General features: G+C 40.4%; 20 protein-coding genes. 11 read left to right on the forward strand and 9 right to left on the reverse strand.

What is annotated here, in order from left to right:
• Positions 1–150 precede the first annotated feature (150 nt).
• From AAC388_RS16990 to AAC388_RS17000, 3 genes are read right to left on the reverse strand one after another with little or no spacing between them, the layout of a single operon-like run.
• Positions 151–402 (reverse strand): DUF6587 family protein, encoded by a 252-nt coding sequence (locus AAC388_RS16990; RefSeq protein WP_342370965.1) that lies wholly within the window; start codon positions 400–402, stop codon positions 151–153.
• 20 nt (positions 403–422) lie between these two features.
• Positions 423–2276, reverse strand: a complete 1854-nt coding sequence (locus AAC388_RS16995) for a ferrous iron transporter B (protein WP_014208177.1) — start codon at positions 2274–2276, stop codon at positions 423–425.
• On the reverse strand, positions 2273–2536 hold the full coding sequence (locus tag AAC388_RS17000; RefSeq protein ID WP_002121198.1) for a FeoA family protein: 264 nt from the start codon (positions 2534–2536) through the stop codon (positions 2273–2275). The genes AAC388_RS16995 and AAC388_RS17000 overlap by 4 nt, the downstream gene beginning before the upstream one ends.
• Positions 2537–2679: 143 nt before the next feature.
• Between AAC388_RS17000 and xerD the strand changes: the two genes are divergently transcribed.
• The 4 genes from xerD to thrC all read left to right on the forward strand — a co-directional run bounded on the left by xerD (position 2680) and on the right by thrC (position 7299).
• The gene (xerD, locus tag AAC388_RS17005; protein ID WP_101664213.1) at positions 2680–3600 is read left to right on the forward strand and encodes a site-specific tyrosine recombinase XerD; all 921 of its coding nucleotides are present in this window, start codon (positions 2680–2682) and stop codon (positions 3598–3600) included.
• A gap of 146 nt (positions 3601–3746) precedes the next feature.
• Positions 3747–4559: a DsbC family protein gene (locus AAC388_RS17010; RefSeq protein WP_342370966.1), complete on the forward strand. Its 813-nt coding sequence runs from the start codon at positions 3747–3749 to the stop codon at positions 4557–4559.
• A gap of 244 nt (positions 4560–4803) precedes the next feature.
• On the forward strand, positions 4804–6105 hold the full coding sequence (locus AAC388_RS17015) for a homoserine dehydrogenase (protein ID WP_002121263.1): 1302 nt from the start codon (positions 4804–4806) through the stop codon (positions 6103–6105).
• 54 nt (positions 6106–6159) lie between these two features.
• Positions 6160–7299 (forward strand): threonine synthase, encoded by a 1140-nt coding sequence (gene thrC, locus AAC388_RS17020; RefSeq protein WP_304595539.1) that lies wholly within the window; start codon positions 6160–6162, stop codon positions 7297–7299.
• Between the two features lie 105 nt (positions 7300–7404).
• Here the strand turns inward: thrC and pbpG are convergent, their stop codons facing one another.
• A complete protein-coding gene (pbpG, locus tag AAC388_RS17025; RefSeq protein ID WP_342370967.1) occupies positions 7405–8451 on the reverse strand; it encodes a D-alanyl-D-alanine endopeptidase PBP7/8 in 1047 nt (348 codons plus the stop codon).
• A 212-nt stretch (positions 8452–8663) separates the two neighbouring features.
• On the opposite strand from pbpG, the gene AAC388_RS17030 reads away from it, so the two are divergent.
• From AAC388_RS17030 to AAC388_RS17040, 3 genes are read left to right on the forward strand one after another with little or no spacing between them, the layout of a single operon-like run.
• On the forward strand, positions 8664–9299 hold the full coding sequence (locus AAC388_RS17030; protein ID WP_002121174.1) for a response regulator: 636 nt from the start codon (positions 8664–8666) through the stop codon (positions 9297–9299).
• A gap of 10 nt (positions 9300–9309) precedes the next feature.
• Positions 9310–10878, forward strand: a complete 1569-nt coding sequence (locus tag AAC388_RS17035) for a PAS domain-containing sensor histidine kinase (RefSeq protein ID WP_017400164.1) — start codon at positions 9310–9312, stop codon at positions 10876–10878.
• A gap of 23 nt (positions 10879–10901) precedes the next feature.
• Positions 10902–12314 (forward strand): sigma-54 dependent transcriptional regulator, encoded by a 1413-nt coding sequence (locus tag AAC388_RS17040; protein ID WP_078224279.1) that lies wholly within the window; start codon positions 10902–10904, stop codon positions 12312–12314.
• A gap of 3 nt (positions 12315–12317) precedes the next feature.
• On the opposite strand, the gene AAC388_RS17045 is transcribed toward AAC388_RS17040, so the two are convergent.
• The 4 genes from AAC388_RS17045 to lptF form a co-directional block, all read right to left on the reverse strand.
• Positions 12318–13502 carry a S41 family peptidase gene (locus tag AAC388_RS17045; RefSeq protein ID WP_101664215.1) on the reverse strand — a complete coding sequence of 395 codons (1185 nt, stop codon included), beginning with the start codon at positions 13500–13502 and terminating at the stop codon, positions 12318–12320.
• A 15-nt stretch (positions 13503–13517) separates the two neighbouring features.
• Positions 13518–15065, reverse strand: a complete 1548-nt coding sequence (gene gpmI / locus AAC388_RS17050) for a 2,3-bisphosphoglycerate-independent phosphoglycerate mutase (protein WP_005065710.1) — start codon at positions 15063–15065, stop codon at positions 13518–13520.
• 126 nt (positions 15066–15191) lie between these two features.
• Entirely contained in the window at positions 15192–16262 is a 1071-nt protein-coding gene (gene lptG, locus AAC388_RS17055) for an LPS export ABC transporter permease LptG (RefSeq protein WP_342370968.1), read from the reverse strand.
• Positions 16262–17362 carry an LPS export ABC transporter permease LptF gene (gene lptF / locus AAC388_RS17060; RefSeq protein WP_002121169.1) on the reverse strand — a complete coding sequence of 367 codons (1101 nt, stop codon included), beginning with the start codon at positions 17360–17362 and terminating at the stop codon, positions 16262–16264. Before lptF ends, lptG begins: the two co-directional genes overlap by 1 nt.
• A 143-nt stretch (positions 17363–17505) precedes the next feature.
• Between lptF and AAC388_RS17065 the strand changes: the two genes are divergently transcribed.
• The 4 genes from AAC388_RS17065 (at position 17506) to AAC388_RS17080 (ending at position 20381) form a co-directional block, all read left to right on the forward strand.
• On the forward strand, positions 17506–18954 hold the full coding sequence (locus AAC388_RS17065; RefSeq protein ID WP_327742535.1) for a leucyl aminopeptidase: 1449 nt from the start codon (positions 17506–17508) through the stop codon (positions 18952–18954).
• Positions 18947–19354, forward strand: a complete 408-nt coding sequence (locus tag AAC388_RS17070; protein ID WP_002121193.1) for a DNA polymerase III subunit chi — start codon at positions 18947–18949, stop codon at positions 19352–19354. Before AAC388_RS17065 ends, AAC388_RS17070 begins: the two co-directional genes overlap by 8 nt.
• A 38-nt stretch (positions 19355–19392) precedes the next feature.
• Positions 19393–20031 carry a hypothetical protein gene (locus AAC388_RS17075; RefSeq protein ID WP_002121184.1) on the forward strand — a complete coding sequence of 213 codons (639 nt, stop codon included), beginning with the start codon at positions 19393–19395 and terminating at the stop codon, positions 20029–20031.
• 131 nt (positions 20032–20162) lie between these two features.
• A complete protein-coding gene (locus tag AAC388_RS17080; protein ID WP_002121224.1) occupies positions 20163–20381 on the forward strand; it encodes a hypothetical protein in 219 nt (72 codons plus the stop codon).
• 60 nt (positions 20382–20441) lie between these two features.
• Here AAC388_RS17080 and AAC388_RS17085 read toward each other — a convergent pair whose 3' ends face one another.
• Complete coding sequence (locus AAC388_RS17085) at positions 20442–21101, reverse strand: riboflavin synthase (RefSeq protein ID WP_002121149.1); 660 nt, start codon at positions 21099–21101, stop codon at positions 20442–20444.
• Between the last annotated feature and the right edge of the window lie 24 nt (positions 21102–21125).

The following is a 21125-nucleotide window of genomic DNA, read 5'->3' on the forward strand; positions in this document are numbered from 1 at the left end:
CAATTTATCAATCGACAGAATGGCAAAAATGTTAGCACTTTGCTGTTTTGAATGCTTTTTCAGTTTGAACTTTATTCATCTTTTTTTGTGTCAGTGCGTAAAAAAGCCATCAATGTGATGGCTTTTTAAACGAAACAAGAAATACTAAATTTATTGCCATTTAATCGGCTTAATTTCTTGAACTGTATTGGTAGGTTTATCTTCGCTTGAACAACCACAACCGCCAGCACAACCAAAGGCCATTTTTGGTTTAAGCCATTTTGCCAAGGTTACCCAACCTTGCTTTTCGCAAAATGCAGAGAGTGAAGAAAAGACTGAATTTGATGTTTTTGGAAATACTTTCTTAAAAACAACGACAGCACTCCAAATCACTAAAACCGCAATAATCAGATATTGAACCATATACAACCTCCTTTATTGCTTTAGCCCCAGTAGTGGGAAGCAATTTGATAGGTAACAAACGATGCAAAATAAGCTAAACCAAACAGATATGCAGTCATAGCTGCAACATGTTTCCATGAACCTGTTTCGCGACGTACCGTTGCCAGTGTTGCCAAACAATGTGGAGCATAAATGAACCACACTAAAAGTGATAAACCTGTTGCCAAAGACCACCCCGTTCCATCTGCACTAATCAGATGTGACAAACCTTGTGCCACAGCATCATCATCTGTTGCAGACAAGGCATAAACTGTACCTAATGCCGCGACAACCACTTCACGAGCAGCCATAGCTGGAATTAAAGCGATACAGATTTGCCAATTAAAACCAACTGGAGCAAATAAAGGTTGGATAAGATGTCCGAGCATACCTGCAAAACTATAATCTATGGCAGGTAATGTCGCCCCTTCTGGTGGCTGCGGGAAAGTACACAAGAACCAGAGCAAAATAGAGAGCGCAAAAATGATTCCACCGACGCGTTTCAAGAAGATCTTTGCACGATCCAATAAACCGATTCCCACACTTTTTAAATCAGGAAAACGATAACTTGGTAGCTCTAGCAGTAACGCATGTTGCGATTTATCTTTTTGCAAAAACTTCATTAAAAATGAAACGCAAAGCGCACTCACAATACCAGCCATATACAGACCAAAAAGCACTAAACCTTGCAGGTTAAAAATACCCCAGACCATTTTCTCTGGAATGAAGGCAGCAATCAGCAAGGCATAGACGGGTAAACGTGCCGAACAAGTCATTAAAGGCGCAACCATAATCGTCGTAAAACGATCACGAGGGTCACTAATACTACGCGTTGCCATAATTCCCGGTACTGCACAAGCAAAGCTTGAAAGTAAAGGAATGAAAGCTCGACCACTTAAGCCCGCTTGGAACATTAATTTATCAAGTAAGAATGCTGCACGCGGTAAATAGCCTGATTCTTCGAGTACTAAAATAAAGAAGAACAAGATCAAAATTTGTGGCAAGAACACAACTACGCCACCCGCACCTGCAATAATTCCGTCAACAACCAAACTATGCAGTAGTGGTTGGGTAATCACACTTCCTATTACTTCACCCAACCACCCGAAGAAGCCTTCAATGCCATCCATGAATGGTGCTGCCCATGCAAAAACTGCTTGGAACACAATAAACATCATGAGCGCAAGGCTAAGTAGGCCCAAAACCGGATGCAAGAAAATTCGATCTAGAAAATCAGTACGCTTATCGCCCTGCTCAACATAATGAACAACATCTTTAAAAATCATATCGATTTTTTGATGATGAGTTCCAGTTAAACCACTCAATTCGGTTTGTGGCACACTGTATTTTTCTTGATCAAGGGCATGTAATAGATTTTCAATACCCGCATTACGGACAGCAACTGTTTCAACAACTGGTACACCCAAACGTTGAGACAACTTTTGAGTATTAATTTGGATGCCACGACGACGCGCTTCATCCATCATATTCAGTACAAGTAAAATCGGACGACCTAACTCGATCATTTCGAGCACTAGCCCTAAATGCAATTTTAAGTTAGTGGCATCAACCACACATAAAAAGGCATCTTGCTGCCCTTCTTCTGCAATCTTACCCAAACATACGTCACGGGTAATTACTTCATCAGGACTGGTGGCATTAAGGCTATATGTACCCGGCAAATCAAGTACGCGCACTGCTCGGCCTGAAGGCAACTGAAAATGACCAACCTTACGCTCGACCGTTACACCAGCATAGTTTGCAACTTTTTGTCGAGTTCCCGTTAAATGGTTAAAAAGAGAGGTTTTACCACAGTTAGGGTTTCCCACAAGGGCAATACGTAACGCATCACTCATGCGGGTACTCCTTCTTCTACTTGAATTTCAATTTTTTCCGCTTCTGCTTTACGTAAAGCGAAACGAGTAAAGCCGATTTGGATTAAGATCGGATCACCACCAAAAATACCTTTGGTAATCACTTCCACTCGTGTGCCCGGTACAAAGCCCAGACTTTCCAAACGAATTGCGACCAAATCTTGCTGCTCGGACTCTAGTTCTATCCGATTCACTTTGGTGATGGTCGCCGCTTGCTTCACTTTTAAAGCTGATAAACGCACCGCATCCGATCCTAAACCTTTTTTAATAGTATACATATAAATGAGAATAATTACCAAATAAGGTTAAATTTCACTTCTTATCTAGTTTAATCGACAAACCTTAAAGTTTCTTTTACAGTACAGAGGTTTAGAGGATCTAGTGTATGTTGAATAAAAAACCGCGTATTCCAAGCCCTGTTCAAATTCCTGAACATTTAAGCTTTTTACAAGGTTTTCGTGACTATCTCGTTGCTCAGACGGTAAGTCCACATACACGTAATGCTTATTTATCCGACCTTATTCAATGCAGTGAACTTCATAAAAATTTAGCTCTTCCAGAGTGGACAAGTGATGATATCGCTGATGTTTTGATTGAGTTAACTAAAGCGGGAAAAAGCCCACGCTCGATTGCCCGCTGCTTATCTGCCCTACGCCAGTTTTACAAATTTTTACGTGAACAAAAATTACGAAGCGATAATCCTGTAGCAACCCATCATTCTCCAAAAATTGGCAGAGCCTTACCCAAAGATCTATCAGAAGAAGATGTCGAAGCACTGATTCAGGCTCCAGACATTAATACAGCACTTGGTTTACGTGATCGGGCAATGTTTGAAGTTCTTTACGCATGCGGTTTACGTGTTTCAGAACTGCTGAACTTGCGCCTAGAACTTATTAACTTAAAACAAGGCTATTTAAGAATTACTGGTAAAGGTAATAAAGAGCGCTTGGTCCCGCTAGGGCAATTTGCTTGTGAATGGGTAGAACGCTACTTGCAGGATGCTCGGCCTCAACTCTATAAAAGCTCTACTGACTATCTCTTTTTAACTCAACACGGCGGAATTATGAGCCGTCAGAACTTCTGGTATGCCATTAAACGTTACGCGCTTCAAGCCAATATTCAAGCTGAACTCTCACCTCACACCTTACGTCACGCCTTTGCAACACACCTGCTCAATCACGGTGCCGATTTACGCGTAGTACAAATGTTACTGGGCCATAGTGACCTATCAACTACTCAAATTTATACACATGTAGCACAAGTAAGAATGCAACAATTGCATGAAAAACATCATCCTAGAGGTTAAAAAATTTAAAACTTATTATTTGAAATACGCCTAACAATCACTTGATTTCGTTCACAAAGGTTAAGAAAGTTTTAACAATACACGCTAGATTTTTTGTTATGCTTAGCAGCTTCTGACTATAAATACTGATGAAATAAGGGTTATCTATGTCTTTTACCCGATCTCAACTTTTTCTTGCCTGTGCTTTGGCTTCTAGCCTGTTATTCAGTGCTTGTTCTAAAGAAAACAAACCACAAAAAGAAGATGCGCTCACTGCGACCGCACCTGCTACTGGGGAAGCTTCAACCATCATTGAACGCAATGCTAAACAGCGTTTAATTGAAACTTTGCAAAAACAATTTAAGAATGCAAACATCAACGCCAAAATTTTAGATATCAAGCCTACTGAAGTTCCTAACTTATATTGGGTAAACCTCGAAGGAATGACGTCAATTTATACAACCAACGACGGTAAATACCTTATTCAAGGTGATGTCATCCGTTTAGGTGATAAAGAACTTCATAATATTGGCGATAGCCTCCAAGCATCGGAAAATAAAAAGCACCTAGCGGCTTTAAAAAATGAAGATTTGATTGTCTACCCTGCAAAAGGTAAGGCGAAACATGTGATTTATGTGTTTACCGATGCAAGCTGTCCTTATTGCCATAAATTACATGAGCATTTACCTGAAATTAATGAAAAAGGTATTGAGGTACGCTATATCGCTTGGCCACGCGGTGAACAATTTATGCCGACCATGGAAGCTGTATGGTGTAGCGCAGACCGTAAAGCTGCCTTTAACCAAGCAGTACAAGGTATCAATATTCCACCTGCTCAATGTAAAAACCCTGTTCGTGAACAATATCAACTTGGCTTAAACATGGGTGTAAATGGAACACCAGCTATTTACAATGTTGATGGGGAGTACTTAGGTGGATACCTAACACCGGATGAATTAATTAAACGTCTGGATAAATAACATCCTTTAAGTTGATGAACGATTAATCATCTTTCTCTTTTAAAAAGCGCTGCTCTGATTGCAGCGCTTTGTTTTTTAAATAATTAATGTTTAATCAAACTCTGTTTAAAGACTGATCTACTCTTCTTTTCCAAACATCGCACTCTAATTCATTGAACAAGCACTAAAAGCGCTAGAGTCTGGCGTTTTTTTTAGCTATGATCTAGCTTCAACTAAATGATTAAATGATGATATGGAGTGTGACGTGAAACCAGTTCGCCTGGCAATACTCGGTTTAGGAACCGTAGGTGGAGGAGCCCTTAAACTACTACAAGAAAATGCCGCTGAAATTAAACGTCGCACCGGTCGAGAAATTCAAATTACCCACGTTGGAACACGCCGCCCTCGTCCAGATCTTGAATTGGAAGGGATTAAACAAAGCGCCGATTTACTTGACATCGTTCGTCAACCAGACGTTGATGTAGTTGTAGAAGTTATGGGTGGGATCCACCCTGCTTACGAAGTTATCATGGAAGCAATCAAACACGGCAAACAAGTCGTGACTGCAAACAAAGCGTTACTCGCTGAACATGGCAATGAATTATTTAAAGCAGCAGAAGACAATGCTGTGCAAATTGCTTATGAAGCAGCAGTTGCTGGCGGTATTCCAATTATTAAAGTGATCCGTGAAGGTCTTGCTGCAAACCATATCGAATGGTTGGCTGGCATTATTAATGGTACAGGTAACTTTATTCTGACTGAAATGCGTGAGAAAGGTCGTGCATTTGATGATGTATTAAAAGAAGCTCAAGAACTCGGTTATGCAGAAGCAGACCCAACTTTTGACGTTGAAGGTATTGATGCTGCGCATAAACTTACCATTTTAGCGTCTTGTGCGTTTGGTATTCCTCTTCAGTTTGATAAGGTTTATACCGAAGGTATCAGCAAAATCACTGCGCAAGATGTGAAATATGCCGAAGATCTTGGTTTCCGCATTAAACATCTTGGTATTGCACGTCGTGCTGAAAAAGGTATTGAGTTACGTGTTCACCCAACACTTATTCCAGATGAACAACTTATTGCGAATGTAAACGGCGTTAAAAATGCTGTTTTAGTTCAAGCTAATGCCGTAGGTCCAACACTCTATTACGGCGCGGGTGCAGGCGCAGGTCCTACAGCTTCTGCAGTTGTTGCCGACGTTATTGATATTGTTCGTGACATCTCTTATACCGAAGACGGCGCAGGAACAATTCCTCAGTTGGCTTTTGAAGCATTAACCAATGTGCCAATTTTAAGCCGTGAAGAAATGACCACAGGTTATTACATCCGCTTAAATGCAGAAGACCAAACTGGCGTACTTGCAGATGTTACTACCATCTTAAGTCGCGCTGGAATTAGTATTGATGCGATCATGCAACAATCTCGTTTAAAAGACCTTATTCCAATCGTGATTCTGACCGATCCAATCGTTGAATCAAAAATGGATGATGCTCTTGCACAAATCCAAGCATTACCTGCAATTCGTGGCGAAATCGTAAGAATTCGTTTAGAATCGCTCGATAGTTAATCAGGTTGAGGGAAAGATTCCCTCTCCCGCTTCACCTCTAATTGGAACACCATCATGTCTAATGCCAATCGTTATACTGGTCTTGTAGATCGTTATCGTGACCGTTTGCCAGTTTCGGCAACTACTCGTGCTATCTCTTTGGGTGAAGGCAACACCCCACTCATTAAACTTGAGAATATTCCACGTATTATTGGCAAAGATGTTGAAATTTATGTGAAATATGAGGGTTTAAACCCAACTGGTTCATTTAAAGACCGTGGTATGACCATGGCTGTAACCAAAGCGGTTGAAGAAGGCTCTAAAGCGATTATCTGTGCATCTACTGGTAACACTTCTGCTGCTGCTGCTGCCTATGCTGCACGCGCAGGTATCAAAGCATTTGTTTTGATTCCAGAAGGCAAAATTGCGATGGGTAAAATGGCACAAGCGATGATGTATGGTGCGATCACTATGCAAATTCGTGGTAACTTCGATGATGGTATGCGTCTTGTAAAAGAAGTTGCTGATCAAGCGCCTGTAACGATTGTAAACTCAATCAACCCTTACCGTTTGCAAGGTCAAAAGACGATTGCTTATGAAATCGTTGAAGCTTTAGGCCGTGCACCTGATTACCACTGCTTACCTGTAGGTAACGCAGGTAATATCACCGCTCACTGGATGGGTTATACCGAAGCTGTAGCAAACCAGCCTGCTGATCAGTTTGAACAAGTGATTTATGATGCTGCTACTGATCAATTCACTGGTCCAAAACCTGAAGGTTTACCAACAATGGTGGGTTACCAAGCTTCTGGTGCAGCTCCATTTTTACGTGGTGCTCCAGTTGAAAGCCCTGAAACTATTGCAACTGCAATCCGTATTGGTAACCCACAAAGCTGGAACCATGCAAAAGCTGTAGTACGTGACTCTAAAGGTTGGTTTGATGAACTTCAAGACAGCGAAATTTTAGAAGCTCAACGCTTACTTTCTATGTATGAAGGCGTATTTGTTGAGCCTGCATCTGCTGCGTCTATCGGCGGTGCGATCCGTGATATTAAAGCGGGTAAAATTGCTGAAGGTTCTGTCATTGTATGTACAGTAACGGGTAATGGCTTGAAAGACCCTGATACTGCAATCAAACAATGTGCTGATGCAGTGATGTTGTCAATTGATGCAACAATGGACCAAGTAAAAGATTCGATTTTATCTAATATGTAAGATCTGATTTTTCAAAAACGGCTGTTTTAAACAGCCGTTTTTTTATGTCTTTTTTATAGGCATAAAAAAACGCTTCTTAATAGAAGCGTTTTTTGAATATTTAAATTAAATACGTTTTGGCAAATTGCTCAACCAACCAAGCAAGTTAGTTGCATCATTATTACGTGCCTGTGTACTTGGCTCACCCAGTAATACAATCACTGCCGGACGTGAGTTTACAGTTGTGTGCATCACAACACAGCGACCTGCTTCATTAATATAACCAGTTTTAGACAAGTTAATATTCCAACCACCATTACGCACTAGCGCATTAGTATTATTAGATTTCAACACGCGATAACCCAAGTTAAAGTCATAGGTCGGTGTAGTTGAGAATTGACGGATCAAACCATATTGAGAAGCTGTACTTGCCAAAATCCCTAAGTCACGCGCAGAAGATACATTACGCGGATCTAAACCTGTTGACTCGTAATAGTGAGTTGCGTTCATGCCTAAAGCACGTGCTTTAGCGTTCATTGCAGCTACGAATGCTGGACGACCACCCGGATAAGTACGTGCTAAAGCTGCCGCTGCTGGGTTTTCAGATTTCATTAGAGCAAATAGAAGAACTTCTGCACGGTTCATCTTGTCGCCAACACGTAAGGTTGAACTTGAGTTTTTACCATTTGCACCAGCAAAATCGATTTGCTCAAGTGTAATTTCTTCTGACATGTTTAAACGGGCATCTGCCGTTACAACTGCTGTCATCAATTTAGTAATAGAGGCAATTGGCACAGAAGCGTTGGTATTTTTACTGTAGAGCACTTCACCAGTTTGCGCATCCATCACAAGTGCAGCTCGAGCGCTTACACTTGGCTGGGCATTGTAACCAGTCGTATCACGGATTGGAGCAATTTTCGGTGTAGATGCTACAATTTTCGGTGCACTACCACCACGCAATGTTGTGGTTACCGATGTTGAACCTTGTGGAGTAGGTTCATCATCTTCATCATTTAAAAATTGGCTAGCATCAGCTGAAGACCAATTTAAGCTTGCAGTACCACTATTCCCTGAGGACGGGTTATTGACGAGTTCTGCAAAGCTTGTTGAACTCAAACTAAGCAAAATAGACATGCTTAGCACATGCATTAAAGACTTTTTAGAATTTTTCACGGCACAATACTCGACTCAGGGTGATACACATTTGCGCTTACTATAATTATGCCTTACATTTGAGGTATAAGGTATAACGCTTTTACCGACACAATTGTGCACAACTATTCGCTCACTATATAAGAATAGGATTGCTAATTTTGTCATTCCATTGCAAGCTAATTTTGCTTTATGTAACAAAAAACTTGTTTTTTGAAAGAAAGGAGGTCTTCTTGATTACAGTTTTAGTTGTGGATGACCATGAACTTGTACGTACAGGTATCTGCCGTATGTTAGAAGATCATGCCGATGTAGAGGTCATTGGACAAGCCGAATCGGGTGAAGAAGCAATTGCTATTGTTCGTCAGAAACATCCTCAAGTTGTGCTACTTGATGTCAATATGCCTGGCATCGGTGGCGTAGAAACAACCCGCCGTTTACTGCAAACAGCACCAGATACAAAAGTGATTGCAGTCAGTGGCTTAGCAGAAGAACCTTACCCTTCTCTTTTGCTTAAAGCAGGAGCTAAAGGCTACATTACCAAAGGTGCTCCAATTACAGAAATGGTTCGGGCTATTAATAAAGTGATGCAAGGCGGCAAATACTTTAGTGCCGATATTGCGGAGCAACTAGCAAGTTCTTATCTATCCGACACACAGCAATCACCTTTTGATTCTCTCTCTGAACGAGAAATGCAAGTTGCAATGATGGTTGTAAATTGTATTAGCGCTCAAGAAATTGCAGACAAACTTTTTGTAAGTGTTAAAACAGTGAATACTTACCGCTACCGTATTTTTGAAAAGCTAGCCATTGATAGTGATGTTAAACTAACTCATCTCGCGATTCGTTACGGTCTGATCAAGCCTTAATCAGACTTACATGCAATTTCCCGTAAACTCATCCTTGTCCCATACGATATTTCGTTTGGGCACGTGGTATGGTTTATATCGCCTTATTATTGCGGTTAGCCTGAATATTATTTTGGTTTTAACCGATGCTCAAATCGACAATAGTCTACAACAACCCACTTTATATTCTTACACACTACTCGGCTATTCGCTCTTAAGCCTTCTTCAACTTTTATGTTTTAAGTTTATTGCCACTCAGGCAACAAGGCAGCTCATTTTATTTTTTGTAGTTGATATTATCTGTCTGAGTTTACTTACATTTTCAGTAGGCGAACCCAATCTTCAACTCAGCTTGCTCTATGTGATTGCCATATTTACTTCGGCTATTTTACTTAGCGCAAGAATGTCGTTGCTCATTACATTACTTGCAGTCATTGCGGTTATTTACCAACGCTTCGTTGGCAGTTTATTTGACTACAATAATTTAAATACGATTGGTAATAGCGCTTTATTGGCCTTCTTGTTTTTTGTAGTACACGGAATCGGACAAATTGCGGTCCAGCGCTTTAAATTACTTGAAGCACTAACTTTCCATCAATCAATAGAACTCTATCAACTACAAAATATTAACCGCTATATCTTGGAACAAATTGAAGAAGGCTATTTAGTTCTAGATGAAAACTACGACATTGTTTTAAGTAACCCAGCCGCCTGCTCTCTTTTAGGAATTCCACCTCAATTTGCCAGTGAAAAATATCCCTTAGCAAAATGGCATGCTGACTTATTTGAAATATTAAAGTTTGATAATTTAAAAGAAGGCGATCGATTTATTTTTGAGTCTCGACTGTCGGCTTATTCTATTAATATTAAAGTGCAACATCTTTTGGTGCCGCAACAAGCATTAACACTACTCATCTTACAAGATGCGCAGCAGATTAATCAGCAAGCTCAACAACTCAAACTTGCCGCTTTGGGACAACTCTCAGCAAGTATTGCACATGAGATCCGTAATCCTCTTGCAGCCATTGTTCAAGCAAATGAATTACTCAAAGATAGTGACGCGGAACAGCAAAATACTTTACGCAATATGATTGGCAAGCAAACGAAACGCATTGATAGTATTGTTCAAGACACCTTAGGACTTGCCCGCAGTGAAAGAACGTATCCCATCCAGATTGAACTAAACGACTTCATAAAAACGTTATTAGATGAAGATTTATCTGATGTTAAACATGCGATCCAGCTTAAAAGTTCTGATTTATCCTTAAAGCTATTGTTTGATGAAAAGCAACTCAGACAAGTGCTCATTAACCTTGTTAGGAATGCTCTACGCCACAATGCACCCGACTCTCCCTATGTTCTGATCAATATCCATTCACAAACAAATAAAATTTATATTGATGTGATCGATTACGGTGAAGGTGTTTCAAAACGTGATATATCTCAATTATTTAAACCATTTTTTAGTACCGAAATTAATGGAACTGGTTTAGGATTATATTTGTCTCATAGTTTTTGTGAGGCAAACCATGCAAAGCTCACTTATGTAGAGCAAAAACAAGGGGCATGCTTCAGAATAGAATGCCCAATAATATATTGATTTTTTATTAGGTTTTTGGGGAAATGGCAGAACAGCAACCACTCGTTTTGCTTGTAGACGATGAAGAAGATTTGTGCCTGTTAATGCAAATGACTCTTGCACGAATGGGGATTAAGACACATCTTGCTTATCGGGTTGAACAGGCCAAACAGCTCTTTACTCAGTTTCATTACGATGCATGCTTGACCGATTTAAATCTACCTGACGGTAGTGGCTTAGAATTGGTCCAACATGTTTCTCAAACTTACCCACACACTCCCATTGCAGTCTTAACTGCATACGGCAATATGGATATTGCAATTGCAGCATTAAAAGCTGGAGCTTTTGATTTTGTCAGCAAACCTATTAACCAAATTCACTTAGATCAATTGTTAAAAAAGGCGCTCAACCAGCCAAAACCAGAGCATGAGTTCGGTGAAACAACATTAGAAAATGACTTATTAATTGGGCGTTCACCACCTATACAAAACTTACGGACAGCTATTAAAAAAATAGCCCGCTCCCAAGCTCCTGTATTTGTTACAGGCGAATCTGGTACGGGTAAAGAAGTTGTTGCTAATCTAATTCACCGCTTAAGCAACCGCAGTGAAGGACCATTTATTGCAATTAACTGTGGAGCAATCCCAACTGAGCTCATGGAAAGTGAACTTTTCGGGCATAAAAAAGGCAGTTTTACTGGAGCAACCCAAGACAAACAAGGTCTGATTTTATCGGCACACGGCGGCAGTTTATTTTTAGATGAAATTGCCGAATTGCCTTTAAGTATGCAAGTTAAATTGCTTCGGGCAGTACAAGAGAAAAAGATTCGCCCTGTAGGTTCAGATCAGGAAATTGATGTTGATTTTCGAGTAATCAGTGCGAGCCACCAAGACTTAGATTTATTAGTTCAACAAGGTAAATTCCGTCAGGACTTATTTTTCCGTATTCATGTTATGGATATTATGTTGCCGCCACTACGTGACCGTGGTGGAGATATTTTGCTATTGGCCAATCATTTTATTCAAAAGGTTTGTACGGAATGGGGAATTTCAAGCAAGCAATTAACGGCGAGCGCTGAAACTTACTTATTGCAGCAAGACTTTCTGGGTAATGTTCGTGAATTAAGAAATATGATTGAACGAGCCATTACTTTAAGTGATGATGAGTCCATTGATTTAACACACTTAGCGCCTCCTCTTAGAGGCAGTAGCGTGAGCCCGCAAATCGTAACGAAACAACTAAATCAAACACCGGCTGTTCAGACTCACCCAAAATTTCCAATGGAAGGTTTAGAACGCTACTTAGAAAATATCGAAAAAGATATTTTACTGAATGCTCTGAACATGACGCATTGGAATCGAACTTTGGCAGCTAAAAAGCTAGGAATGACATTTCGTTCTTTGCGCTATCGACTCAAAAAGTTTGGCTTAGATACTGAAATGGGAGAGGAAGTATAAAAATTACTTCCTCTTTAGCAATAAATCTGCAACGCGCTCTAAATATACGTCTTCTTTCATTTCTGCAGGTAATGGATAGGTCTGGTTAGGCTGAATACCCTGTCCTTCAATCATATTGCCATTGGGTGTGTAGTAGTGAGAGACTGTCATCTGTAGAGCCGCCCCACTTGGCAAAGGAAATAGCTTTTGCACTACACCTTTTCCATAACTTTTTTCACCCATCACCCAAGCACGCTGGTGTTCTTTCATGGCCGCAGTAAAAACTTCTGCTGCCGATGCAGAGCGGTGATTAATTAATATACCCAGTTTTATATTCTGAAATTCATTACCGGGCAAAGCCTGAAACTGCTGGTTACCTTCCGAACGGCTTTTGGTTGAAACAATAATTCCGTTATTTAAAAATAAATCTGCTGATTCAACTGCTGCCGATAACAACCCACCCGGATTGTTTCGCAAATCGATTAAAACAGCCTTTAAACGTGGAGAACTGTTTTCTTCAATTAATCTTTTAATTTCATTAGCAGTGTCTTGTTGGAATACTCTAATTTTGAGTACGAGCACCTGATTATGTAACATTACAGGTTCTATATCGGTTTCTATTTTTTTATTACGGACTAAGTTAATGTTTCCGTTTAGCTCTTCTGCTTGTACTTGAAGTGTACTTCCTATAGAACCGTAAAGTAGTCCAAGCACCTGATCTTGGTTTAAATTTTTTAAATCTTGGTTATCAATTTTGAGAATCGTCTGACCATTTCTCAAACCTAATTTATAGGAATCAGAACCGGTTTTAAGATCACGAATCATCCATTTATGAGCATGTGATTCAGGGCTTAATGCAAAATCAACTGATGCAAGATCACCCTCTGTGTATTGAATCAGTTGGCGATATTCTTCTGCCGATAAATAACGCGAATAACGATCTAACCCACTCACTAACCCTTTTATGGCTTGTTGAAATAAGGCATCGTCGGATTTCACATCAACGTAGTTATCTCGAACAATTCCATAGATTTGCACAAACTGTTGAATCGACTCGATCGGCACCTCTGCATAGCTATGTTCCGGTTCTTCCGAATCCGAATGCAAAGGTGACATTTTTTCTTTTACAACTGGCGCTGCAAAGGTAAATTGGCTGCAACACAGCAACATACTTACAATAAGTTTTTTATATTTAATGTGTTGCAGCATCCAATCACCTTTAACTTATGCAGATAGTGTAATCAGATTACGTCCTTGCATTTCGGCAGGAACAGGAATCTTCATTAAATTGAGAATTGTCGGTGCTACGTCTGCAAGCACACCACCTTCTGCAATTGTTGCTTGTGTTGGACCAACATAGATAAACGGCACAAGCTCGGTTGTATGTTGAGTATGCACTTGCCCACTTTCGTAGTCTTGCATTTGTTCAACGTTACCATGGTCAGCAGTAATGAGCATATGGCCTTTTTTCGCCATAACTGCCTCATAGACACGACCTAAACAAGTATCAACCGCTTCAACTGCTTTAACCGCAGCATCAAATACACCCGTATGACCGACCATATCACCATTTGCGTAGTTCACAACTAATAAGTCGTACTCACCCGAATTAATCGCTTTAACCAACTCATCAGTGACTTCATAAGCACTCATTTCTGGCTTAAGGTCATATGTCGCAACGTTTGGAGATGGAATTAGAATACGTTTTTCACCTGGATATTCATCTTCACGACCACCACTAAAGAAGAATGTTACATGTGCATACTTTTCAGTTTCAGCAATACGTAACTGGGTTTTACCTAAAGAAGATAAATACTCACCCAATGAATTTTTAAGGGCTTCTGGCATATATGCAACTGGTGCATCAATGCTTGCCTGATAACGCGTTAACATCACAAATTTAGAAAGATTTGGTACAACTTTGCGTTCAAAACCAGCAAAGTCTTTCTCTACAAATGCGCGAGTAATTTCACGAGCTCGGTCAGCACGGAAATTCATAAATACAACGCTATCACCATCTTGAACTTTAGCAATATCACCAATACGAGTCGCTTTTACAAACTCATCATTTTCATTGGCTGCATAAGCTAATTCCAACCCTTCAACCGCTGTTTGCGCAGTACGAAGCGCTTCACCTTCGGTCAACAAGCGATAAGCTTGCTCAACGCGATCCCAACGGTTGTCACGGTCCATTGCAAAGTAGCGACCAATCATGGTTGCGATACGGCCTTGGCCCGGATATTGAGCAAATAATGCATCTAATTTTTCTAAAGACGGCTGAGCACTACGTGGAGGTGTATCACGACCATCAAGGAAAGCGTGCAAATAAACTTTTGCACCGCGTTTTAATGCAAGTTCACACATCGCCACAATATGATCTTCATGTGAATGGACGCCACCTTCTGAAAGTAGCCCCATGATATGGACAGCACCGCCAGCAGCTTTGGCTTTTTCAACAGCGTCGATCAACACTTCATGTTTGAAAAAGTCACCAGTACGGATATCTTTAGTAATACGGGTAAAGTCTTGATATAACACACGGCCAGCGCCAAGATTCATATGGCCGACTTCAGAGTTACCCATTTGTCCATCAGGCAATCCAACATCTTCACCTGAACCAGAAATTAGACTATTCGGATGCTTAGCTTTCATTGCCGCCAAATTTGGTGTTTTTGCTGCAAGAAAAGCATTATCTTCAATCGCTTCACGGTGTCCAACACCATCCATAATGACCAGAACGTGAGGGATCTTGCCAGCAGTTGCATCCGTCATAATCAATTTCTCTTTTGTCTACAATTTCGTCACAATATCTTACCGAATTTTCGGTCAAGACTCTATTTATTCCTATGGCTTTCACCAATATCCGCGATTGATGAAAACCATAAATATCACTTATTACTAGCGAGCGCGGTAAAGCAAATAACTTCCGGCACCAAACATTAACAAGATAGGCACGAGCACAAACCATGCTGGAGATGGAGAATAAACCAAGCTCGCATAGCCCAAGAAATCCTGCAAATAATAGAAACTCAAACCAATAAACAATGCGATCACCAAACGGAAACCCATCGATTGTTGACGTAATGGTCCAAAAATAAAAGAACACGCCACGAGAACTAATGCGATGAGTGAAAATGGCGAAGCAACTTTTTGCCAGAAAGCCAATTGATACGTTTTTGGTACCTGGCTATATTCATCCATATAACGCATAAAGCTAATCAGTTGGCTTGGTGATAAATCTTCAGGATCTAAAGTCACCATGTGCACATATTTCGGCTGCAATGCTAAAGCAAGCGATTGCTCTTCATGATCAGTTTTGATGGCATTGCCTGCCGCCAAAATGTCCATTTGTTCAGCTTTTTTCAACGCCCATTGACCATTTTTAATAAACTGTCCTTGCTGAGCATTAATTAATGATTGCAAGTAATAGTTCTGGTCAAAGTCGACCACTTGAATGTCTCTTAAATTGCCCTGAGAGTTAGCATAGTCGATATAGATAAATCGCTGCCCTTCACGTGACCAATAGCCTTTAACTTCACCTAAAGCAGCTACAGAACGATGGCTTTTAACACTTTGTGCTTTTTCATTGGTATAAGGAATAACCCATTCACTTAAAGCAAATGACAAAATAATAAGCAGTAAAGCTGAGCGCATAACCCAACCAACAATACGCCATAAGCTAACACCGACTGAACGCATAACAATGAGCTCACTACTCGTTGCCAATGAGCCCAGTCCAATCACGGCACCAATCAAGACAGAGATAGGTAAAATTTCATAGAGATAGCGAGGAGCTCCCCACAAGACATAGACGAGAGCTTGCCATGCGTTATAGTCTGGTTTGAGCTCACCCAACTCGCCAAGATATGTAAATAAGACCTGAAGAATGGACAAAACAACTGTGGTGCCAAACATCGCAAGCGCAGTGGTTTTCGTCACATATTTGGCGACTATTCGACGTGCTAACATTATAATTTCACTCGCTTGATCTGTTTCTTGATTTTTGGTCCTAACTTCTGCTTACGTGAGAATAAGGCGGCAGCAACGCCATACACAACTAACACGGCAGGATAAGCCCAAATATCGAGTTCTTCTTTACTAATACGAGTCTTGATTGCAATCATTAATACGATCAGACTGGAAAAAATAAAAATCGCCGGAATAAGACGGTAATAACGGCCTTGTCGTGGGCTCACCTCAGACAATGCCACTGATAGCATTAACGCAATAACAATCGTGAATGGCCCAAATAAACGCCATCCCAACTCACTTCTGATGACTGGATCATTCGTTTTTGAAAAGAGTTTTGTTGTTGATAGTGCTTCTACATCGCCACTCTCAAACTTAACATCTTTGTCATTTTCTAAACGTAGACGATAAGACTGAAACTCTGCTTGTGTATATTTTGGTTGTCCCGGGAATATTTCATAGCGACGACCTTGTACCAGATCAACGACATTGGCGGTGTCATTTGCAACTTCTACACGAGTCGCTTCCTTTGCCAAAATCATAACATCTGGCTTATCTTCTTTAGCAGCGCGTTGATAAAAGAAAATATCCTTCAAATTCTTTCGGTCTTCTGACAATGAACCTGCATAGATCGTATATGGCCCAGAAGAAATAAACTCTCTTGGTCGAACCAAATCGAAACCTGTCCGAACAGCTTGTGTAGTTGTCAGTTTTTCAAACTCGCGTAGTCCCCACGGCGTCATCCAGAGCATAAGCACAGACTGAAATACCATATAAACCAGCGTCATTGGAATGAGTAATCGTGCTAATTGATGACGGCTTACACCACTACCATTTAATACAGCCATTTCATGGTCAACATATAAACGACCAAACACCAACATTAAACCAATGAAAAAACCCAATGGTAAAATGAGTGTTAGAAATTCAGGTAAACGATATCCAATGATGCTAAACAAGATACTGGCATCTAAACGCCCCTGCGCCGCCACACCAAAGTATTTGATCAGACGACCACCCATCATGATTAAGGTCAGTAAAGAAATGACCACCAATGAGGTAGAGACAACTTGCTTGACGAGATAACGCCGAATAATCAAAGTAATACTTCCAAAAGGCTAATCGGGACGTGTGCTAGTTTACCCGAATGTTAAAAATATAAAACCGCACATTGCAACGCTATGCTTGAAAGTGTTTCAATGTTTTAATCCAACATAACTTTCTATAGGCAATCACGGCAGCCATGAAATTTACAACTTATACAACTTTTCCCGAACAGACATCTAATGAATCTTTGTGGGTTTTAGTTGATTCAGAACAGCTACAAAGCAACATCAACACATATCAAATCAATAACCTAGAAAGCGTTCTTACTGCCACCCAATTCAAAGGCAACTTCAATGAAACTCTGCCTTTATTCGGTCAGGTTTCAAATCAACCTCATAGCCAATTACTTGGCTTAGGAAAAACAGCCGAACTTCAGGCGGTTAAGCTCGCTAAACTTGCCCAAACCATTATCAAATCGACACAAAATAAATTTAAGCATATCGCAATTGATATTGCTGCGTTACCTGTCGAATACCATTATTTATTCGCTTTAAGCTTAACTCAAGCAGCTTATGGTTATGATGAGTTTAAATCGAAAAAAAATGAATTTGTGTTACAACAGGTTGATTTAATTAGTTCAACAACGAGCCTCGATGAAAAACAACTGGCTTTAGTGCATGCCGTACAGTCTGGTCAGTCGTATGCACGTGACCTTGGAAACCGTCCAGGTAACATTTGCTTCCCTGAATATTTGGCAGAACAAGCATTAGCTTTAGCTGCAGAATTCCCTGACTTACTCAAAGTAACTGTCTTAAATGAACAGCAAATGGCTGATTTAGGTATGTATGCTTTTCTTGCAGTCAGCAAAGGATCTGAACGTCCGGGTCGTATCGTAACACTCGAATACCAAGCTGGAATCGATCAAGCGCCTGTTGTGCTTGTTGGTAAAGGCGTTACTTTTGATACAGGCGGTATTTCTTTAAAACCAGGCCTAGGCATGGATGAAATGAAGTTCGATATGTGCGGTGCCGCCTCTGTACTAGGTACTATTCGTGCGCTATGCGAAGCAAAACTTCCAATTCATGTCGTTGGAGCAATTGCAGCCGCAGAAAACATGCCTTCAGGTAAAGCAACTCGTCCGGGCGATATTGTGACAACCATGAGCGGACAAACAGTTGAAATTTTAAATACCGATGCGGAAGGTCGTTTGGTACTGTGCGACACATTAACCTATATCAAACGCTTCAACCCAGCAGTTGTGGTTGATATCGCAACATTAACTGGTGCATGTGTAGTCGCTTTAGGTAAAGTACTGAGTGGTTTGTTCTCACCAGATGATGCTTTAGCAGCTGAACTTCAACAAGCGGGTGAACAATCATATGACCGTGTATGGCGTATGCCAGTGATTGAGGATTATCAAGAATTACTTGATTCACCATTTGCTGATATTGCAAACATCGGCGGTCCATACGGCGGTGCGATTACGGCAGCATGTTTCCTTGAACGCTTTACACGTGAGTACCGTTGGGCTCATTTAGATGTAGCAGGAACAGCATGGTTATCTGGTCCAGCTAAAGGTGCAACAGGTCGCCCAGTACCATTACTCATGCAATTTTTAGCGAATCGTGTAAATACGAATGGCTAAAGTTAGTTTTTATCTGTTTGAAACCAGTGAAGAACGGCAAGTCGATAGTGCTTGCCGTTTATGCCGAAAGATTTTACAGAAGCATCCTAAAATCTGGTGGTATTGCCCAGATGTGCAGCTACAACAAACTCTTGATGAAAGATTATGGGATTTCGACCCTGCAAGTTTCATTGCGCATGGCATTGACCAAGCTGAAGCTGCTGTATGTATTTCGGCTAAACAACCGCTTGAACAAGGCTTGTTAGTATTTAATTTTAACAATCATGCACTTGAACAAGTTGATCATTTTAGCCACATTATAGAAATTGTTGAAAATAATGAAACAGCCAAGCAAATTGGCCGAGAAAAATTTAAAATGTATCGCCGTTTGGGTATAGAACCGCGGACCTTTAAATTATAACGCGCTAAAATGTAAATACTGTTGAACAAAGGAGAAGCATGGTGGCATTAAATGTCGGGCAAGATTTTAAAAAAAGATGGTTAAATGCGCCTGAAGCTGTCCGTCATGCCTATCAACAAGATCTGGCACGTATTTGCGACCTATTAGAACCACAAACCCCTATTCAGCTTTGGGTTTTAAATGATGAAAAAGCGCAGTTAGAATCACAGCAAAAAATTGAACAAGCTTACGCGGACCTTAAGGCAGAGCTTATTGAGCAAGCACGTATCCGTCGTCAGCTCGCTTTAGAAAAAGCGCTTGCTGACAAACGTGCATCAGAAGCTGCTTATGCTGCGGAGTTGCAAGCAGACGAAATTCGCAAGTTTAATGAACAGACTGAAACATTACAGACATTACGTAGTCATTTAGAACAAGAAGTTGCAGAACAAACTGCACGTTATCAGAAAAACCCTGAAACCCCAGCCGTCAATTACTCTGCTGGCGTAAAACTTAGTATCACCGATGATCAAATCTTATCTGAGCTTGAAAGTTTACGCATTCGTTTAGAACTTGAAGCTGAAAACTTAATTGAAGAGTCCGTAACGGCTTTCCGAGCTAAACTACATTCGGCAGCTCAAGAAGAAATTGAATATATTTTAAAGAACTCTAAGTTTTCTGATGAAAAAATAGAGAAGTAAAGTTTTAAAACTTCTTCTGTCATAAAACTGACACCTATGTGTCACAAAATAGACATAAATATTATTCTTGTAGATCAATTGATTATGAGAATAGAAAGTAGTGATTTTAAGATAATTAATGAGGGTAAGAAATGGACATTCCGCATCAGATTTCAAAGCAACTTGAGCAGCTTAATCAGGGTGAGCAATGGACATTTTCAGCACAAGAACTTTATATGAGTCATAACGACTTTAATTCGCTTTCAATCTTGCTGACACGAGCGTCGGAAAAAGGTGAGTTTTCAATTACACGCACTCAGCATACTAAACCATGGGTTGGCACACATTCGGTTACACTCACCAAGCATTAATTTTTAAAAATAAAAAAACCGGAACATATGTCCGGTTTTTTTATTTTGATGATCTGGCTTTTATTTTAAAAAACCATTTTCAGCTAAAAAAGCCATACTAATATTTGACTCAGTTTTTTGTTCAGCTGCTTTATCACCTAGCAATAAACGTTCGATATAACGCGCCAACACGTCGACTTCAAGGTTGACCTTACTGCCTACTTGCCATGTTCCAATATTGGTACGTTCTGCGGTATGCGGAATCAAATTCAAGCTTAAAATATTTCCACGCAAGTGGTTAATCGTTAAGCTAATTCCGTCAACGGTTACAGAGCCTTTTTCCGCCAAATATTTAGCAAGTTCTGTCGGTGCTGTAACTTCATAATAGATTGATCGAGCATCTTCACGCACTACGGTAATTTCACCTACGCCATCAACATGACCACTTACAATGTGCCCACCAAAGCGCGTTGTCGGTAACATTGCCTTTTCAACATTGACACGTTGCCCAACTTTCCAGTTACCTAAAGTCGTTCGATTTAAACTTTCACGGGAAACATCTGCTGCGTACCAGTTATCGCCCCATTCAATCACTGTAAGACAAATACCATTGGTTGCAATCGAATCACCCAAATGTACATCAGACATATCCAGATCAGTCTGAATACGTAGACGTACATCACCACCTACACTTTGCAGGCTTTCAACTTTACCTAAACTTTCAATAATGCCTGTAAACATGGCTCAATCTCCAAATCTTTTACA

This window comes from Acinetobacter sp. D009 (genome assembly GCF_038562025.1).
GTDB lineage: Bacteria > Pseudomonadota > Gammaproteobacteria > Pseudomonadales > Moraxellaceae > Acinetobacter > Acinetobacter pittii.

Bases quoted from the DNA above. Each gene is read 5' to 3' on its own strand.
- AAC388_RS17070 (WP_002121193.1), top strand. From the start codon at position 18,947: ATGGCTAAAGTTAGTTTTTATCTGTTTGAAACCAGTGAAGAACGGCAA.
- AAC388_RS17085 (WP_002121149.1), bottom strand. From the start codon at position 21,101: ATGTTTACAGGCATTATTGAAAGTTTAGGTAAAGTTGAAAGCCTGCAA.
- AAC388_RS17010 (WP_342370966.1), top strand. From the start codon at position 3,747: ATGTCTTTTACCCGATCTCAACTTTTTCTTGCCTGTGCTTTGGCTTCT.
- AAC388_RS17045 (WP_101664215.1), bottom strand. From the start codon at position 13,502: ATGCTGCAACACATTAAATATAAAAAACTTATTGTAAGTATGTTGCTG.
- AAC388_RS17065 (WP_327742535.1), top strand. From the start codon at position 17,506: ATGAAATTTACAACTTATACAACTTTTCCCGAACAGACATCTAATGAA.
- AAC388_RS17035 (WP_017400164.1), top strand. From the start codon at position 9,310: ATGCAATTTCCCGTAAACTCATCCTTGTCCCATACGATATTTCGTTTG.
- AAC388_RS16995 (WP_014208177.1), bottom strand. From the start codon at position 2,276: ATGAGTGATGCGTTACGTATTGCCCTTGTGGGAAACCCTAACTGTGGT.
- gpmI (WP_005065710.1), bottom strand. From the start codon at position 15,065: ATGACGGATGCAACTGCTGGCAAGATCCCTCACGTTCTGGTCATTATG.
- lptG (WP_342370968.1), bottom strand. From the start codon at position 16,262: ATGTTAGCACGTCGAATAGTCGCCAAATATGTGACGAAAACCACTGCG.
- xerD (WP_101664213.1), top strand. From the start codon at position 2,680: ATGTTGAATAAAAAACCGCGTATTCCAAGCCCTGTTCAAATTCCTGAA.
- AAC388_RS16990 (WP_342370965.1), bottom strand. From the start codon at position 402: ATGGTTCAATATCTGATTATTGCGGTTTTAGTGATTTGGAGTGCTGTC.
- AAC388_RS17080 (WP_002121224.1), top strand. From the start codon at position 20,163: ATGGACATTCCGCATCAGATTTCAAAGCAACTTGAGCAGCTTAATCAG.
- AAC388_RS17040 (WP_078224279.1), top strand. From the start codon at position 10,902: ATGGCAGAACAGCAACCACTCGTTTTGCTTGTAGACGATGAAGAAGAT.
- thrC (WP_304595539.1), top strand. From the start codon at position 6,160: ATGTCTAATGCCAATCGTTATACTGGTCTTGTAGATCGTTATCGTGAC.
- AAC388_RS17075 (WP_002121184.1), top strand. From the start codon at position 19,393: ATGGTGGCATTAAATGTCGGGCAAGATTTTAAAAAAAGATGGTTAAAT.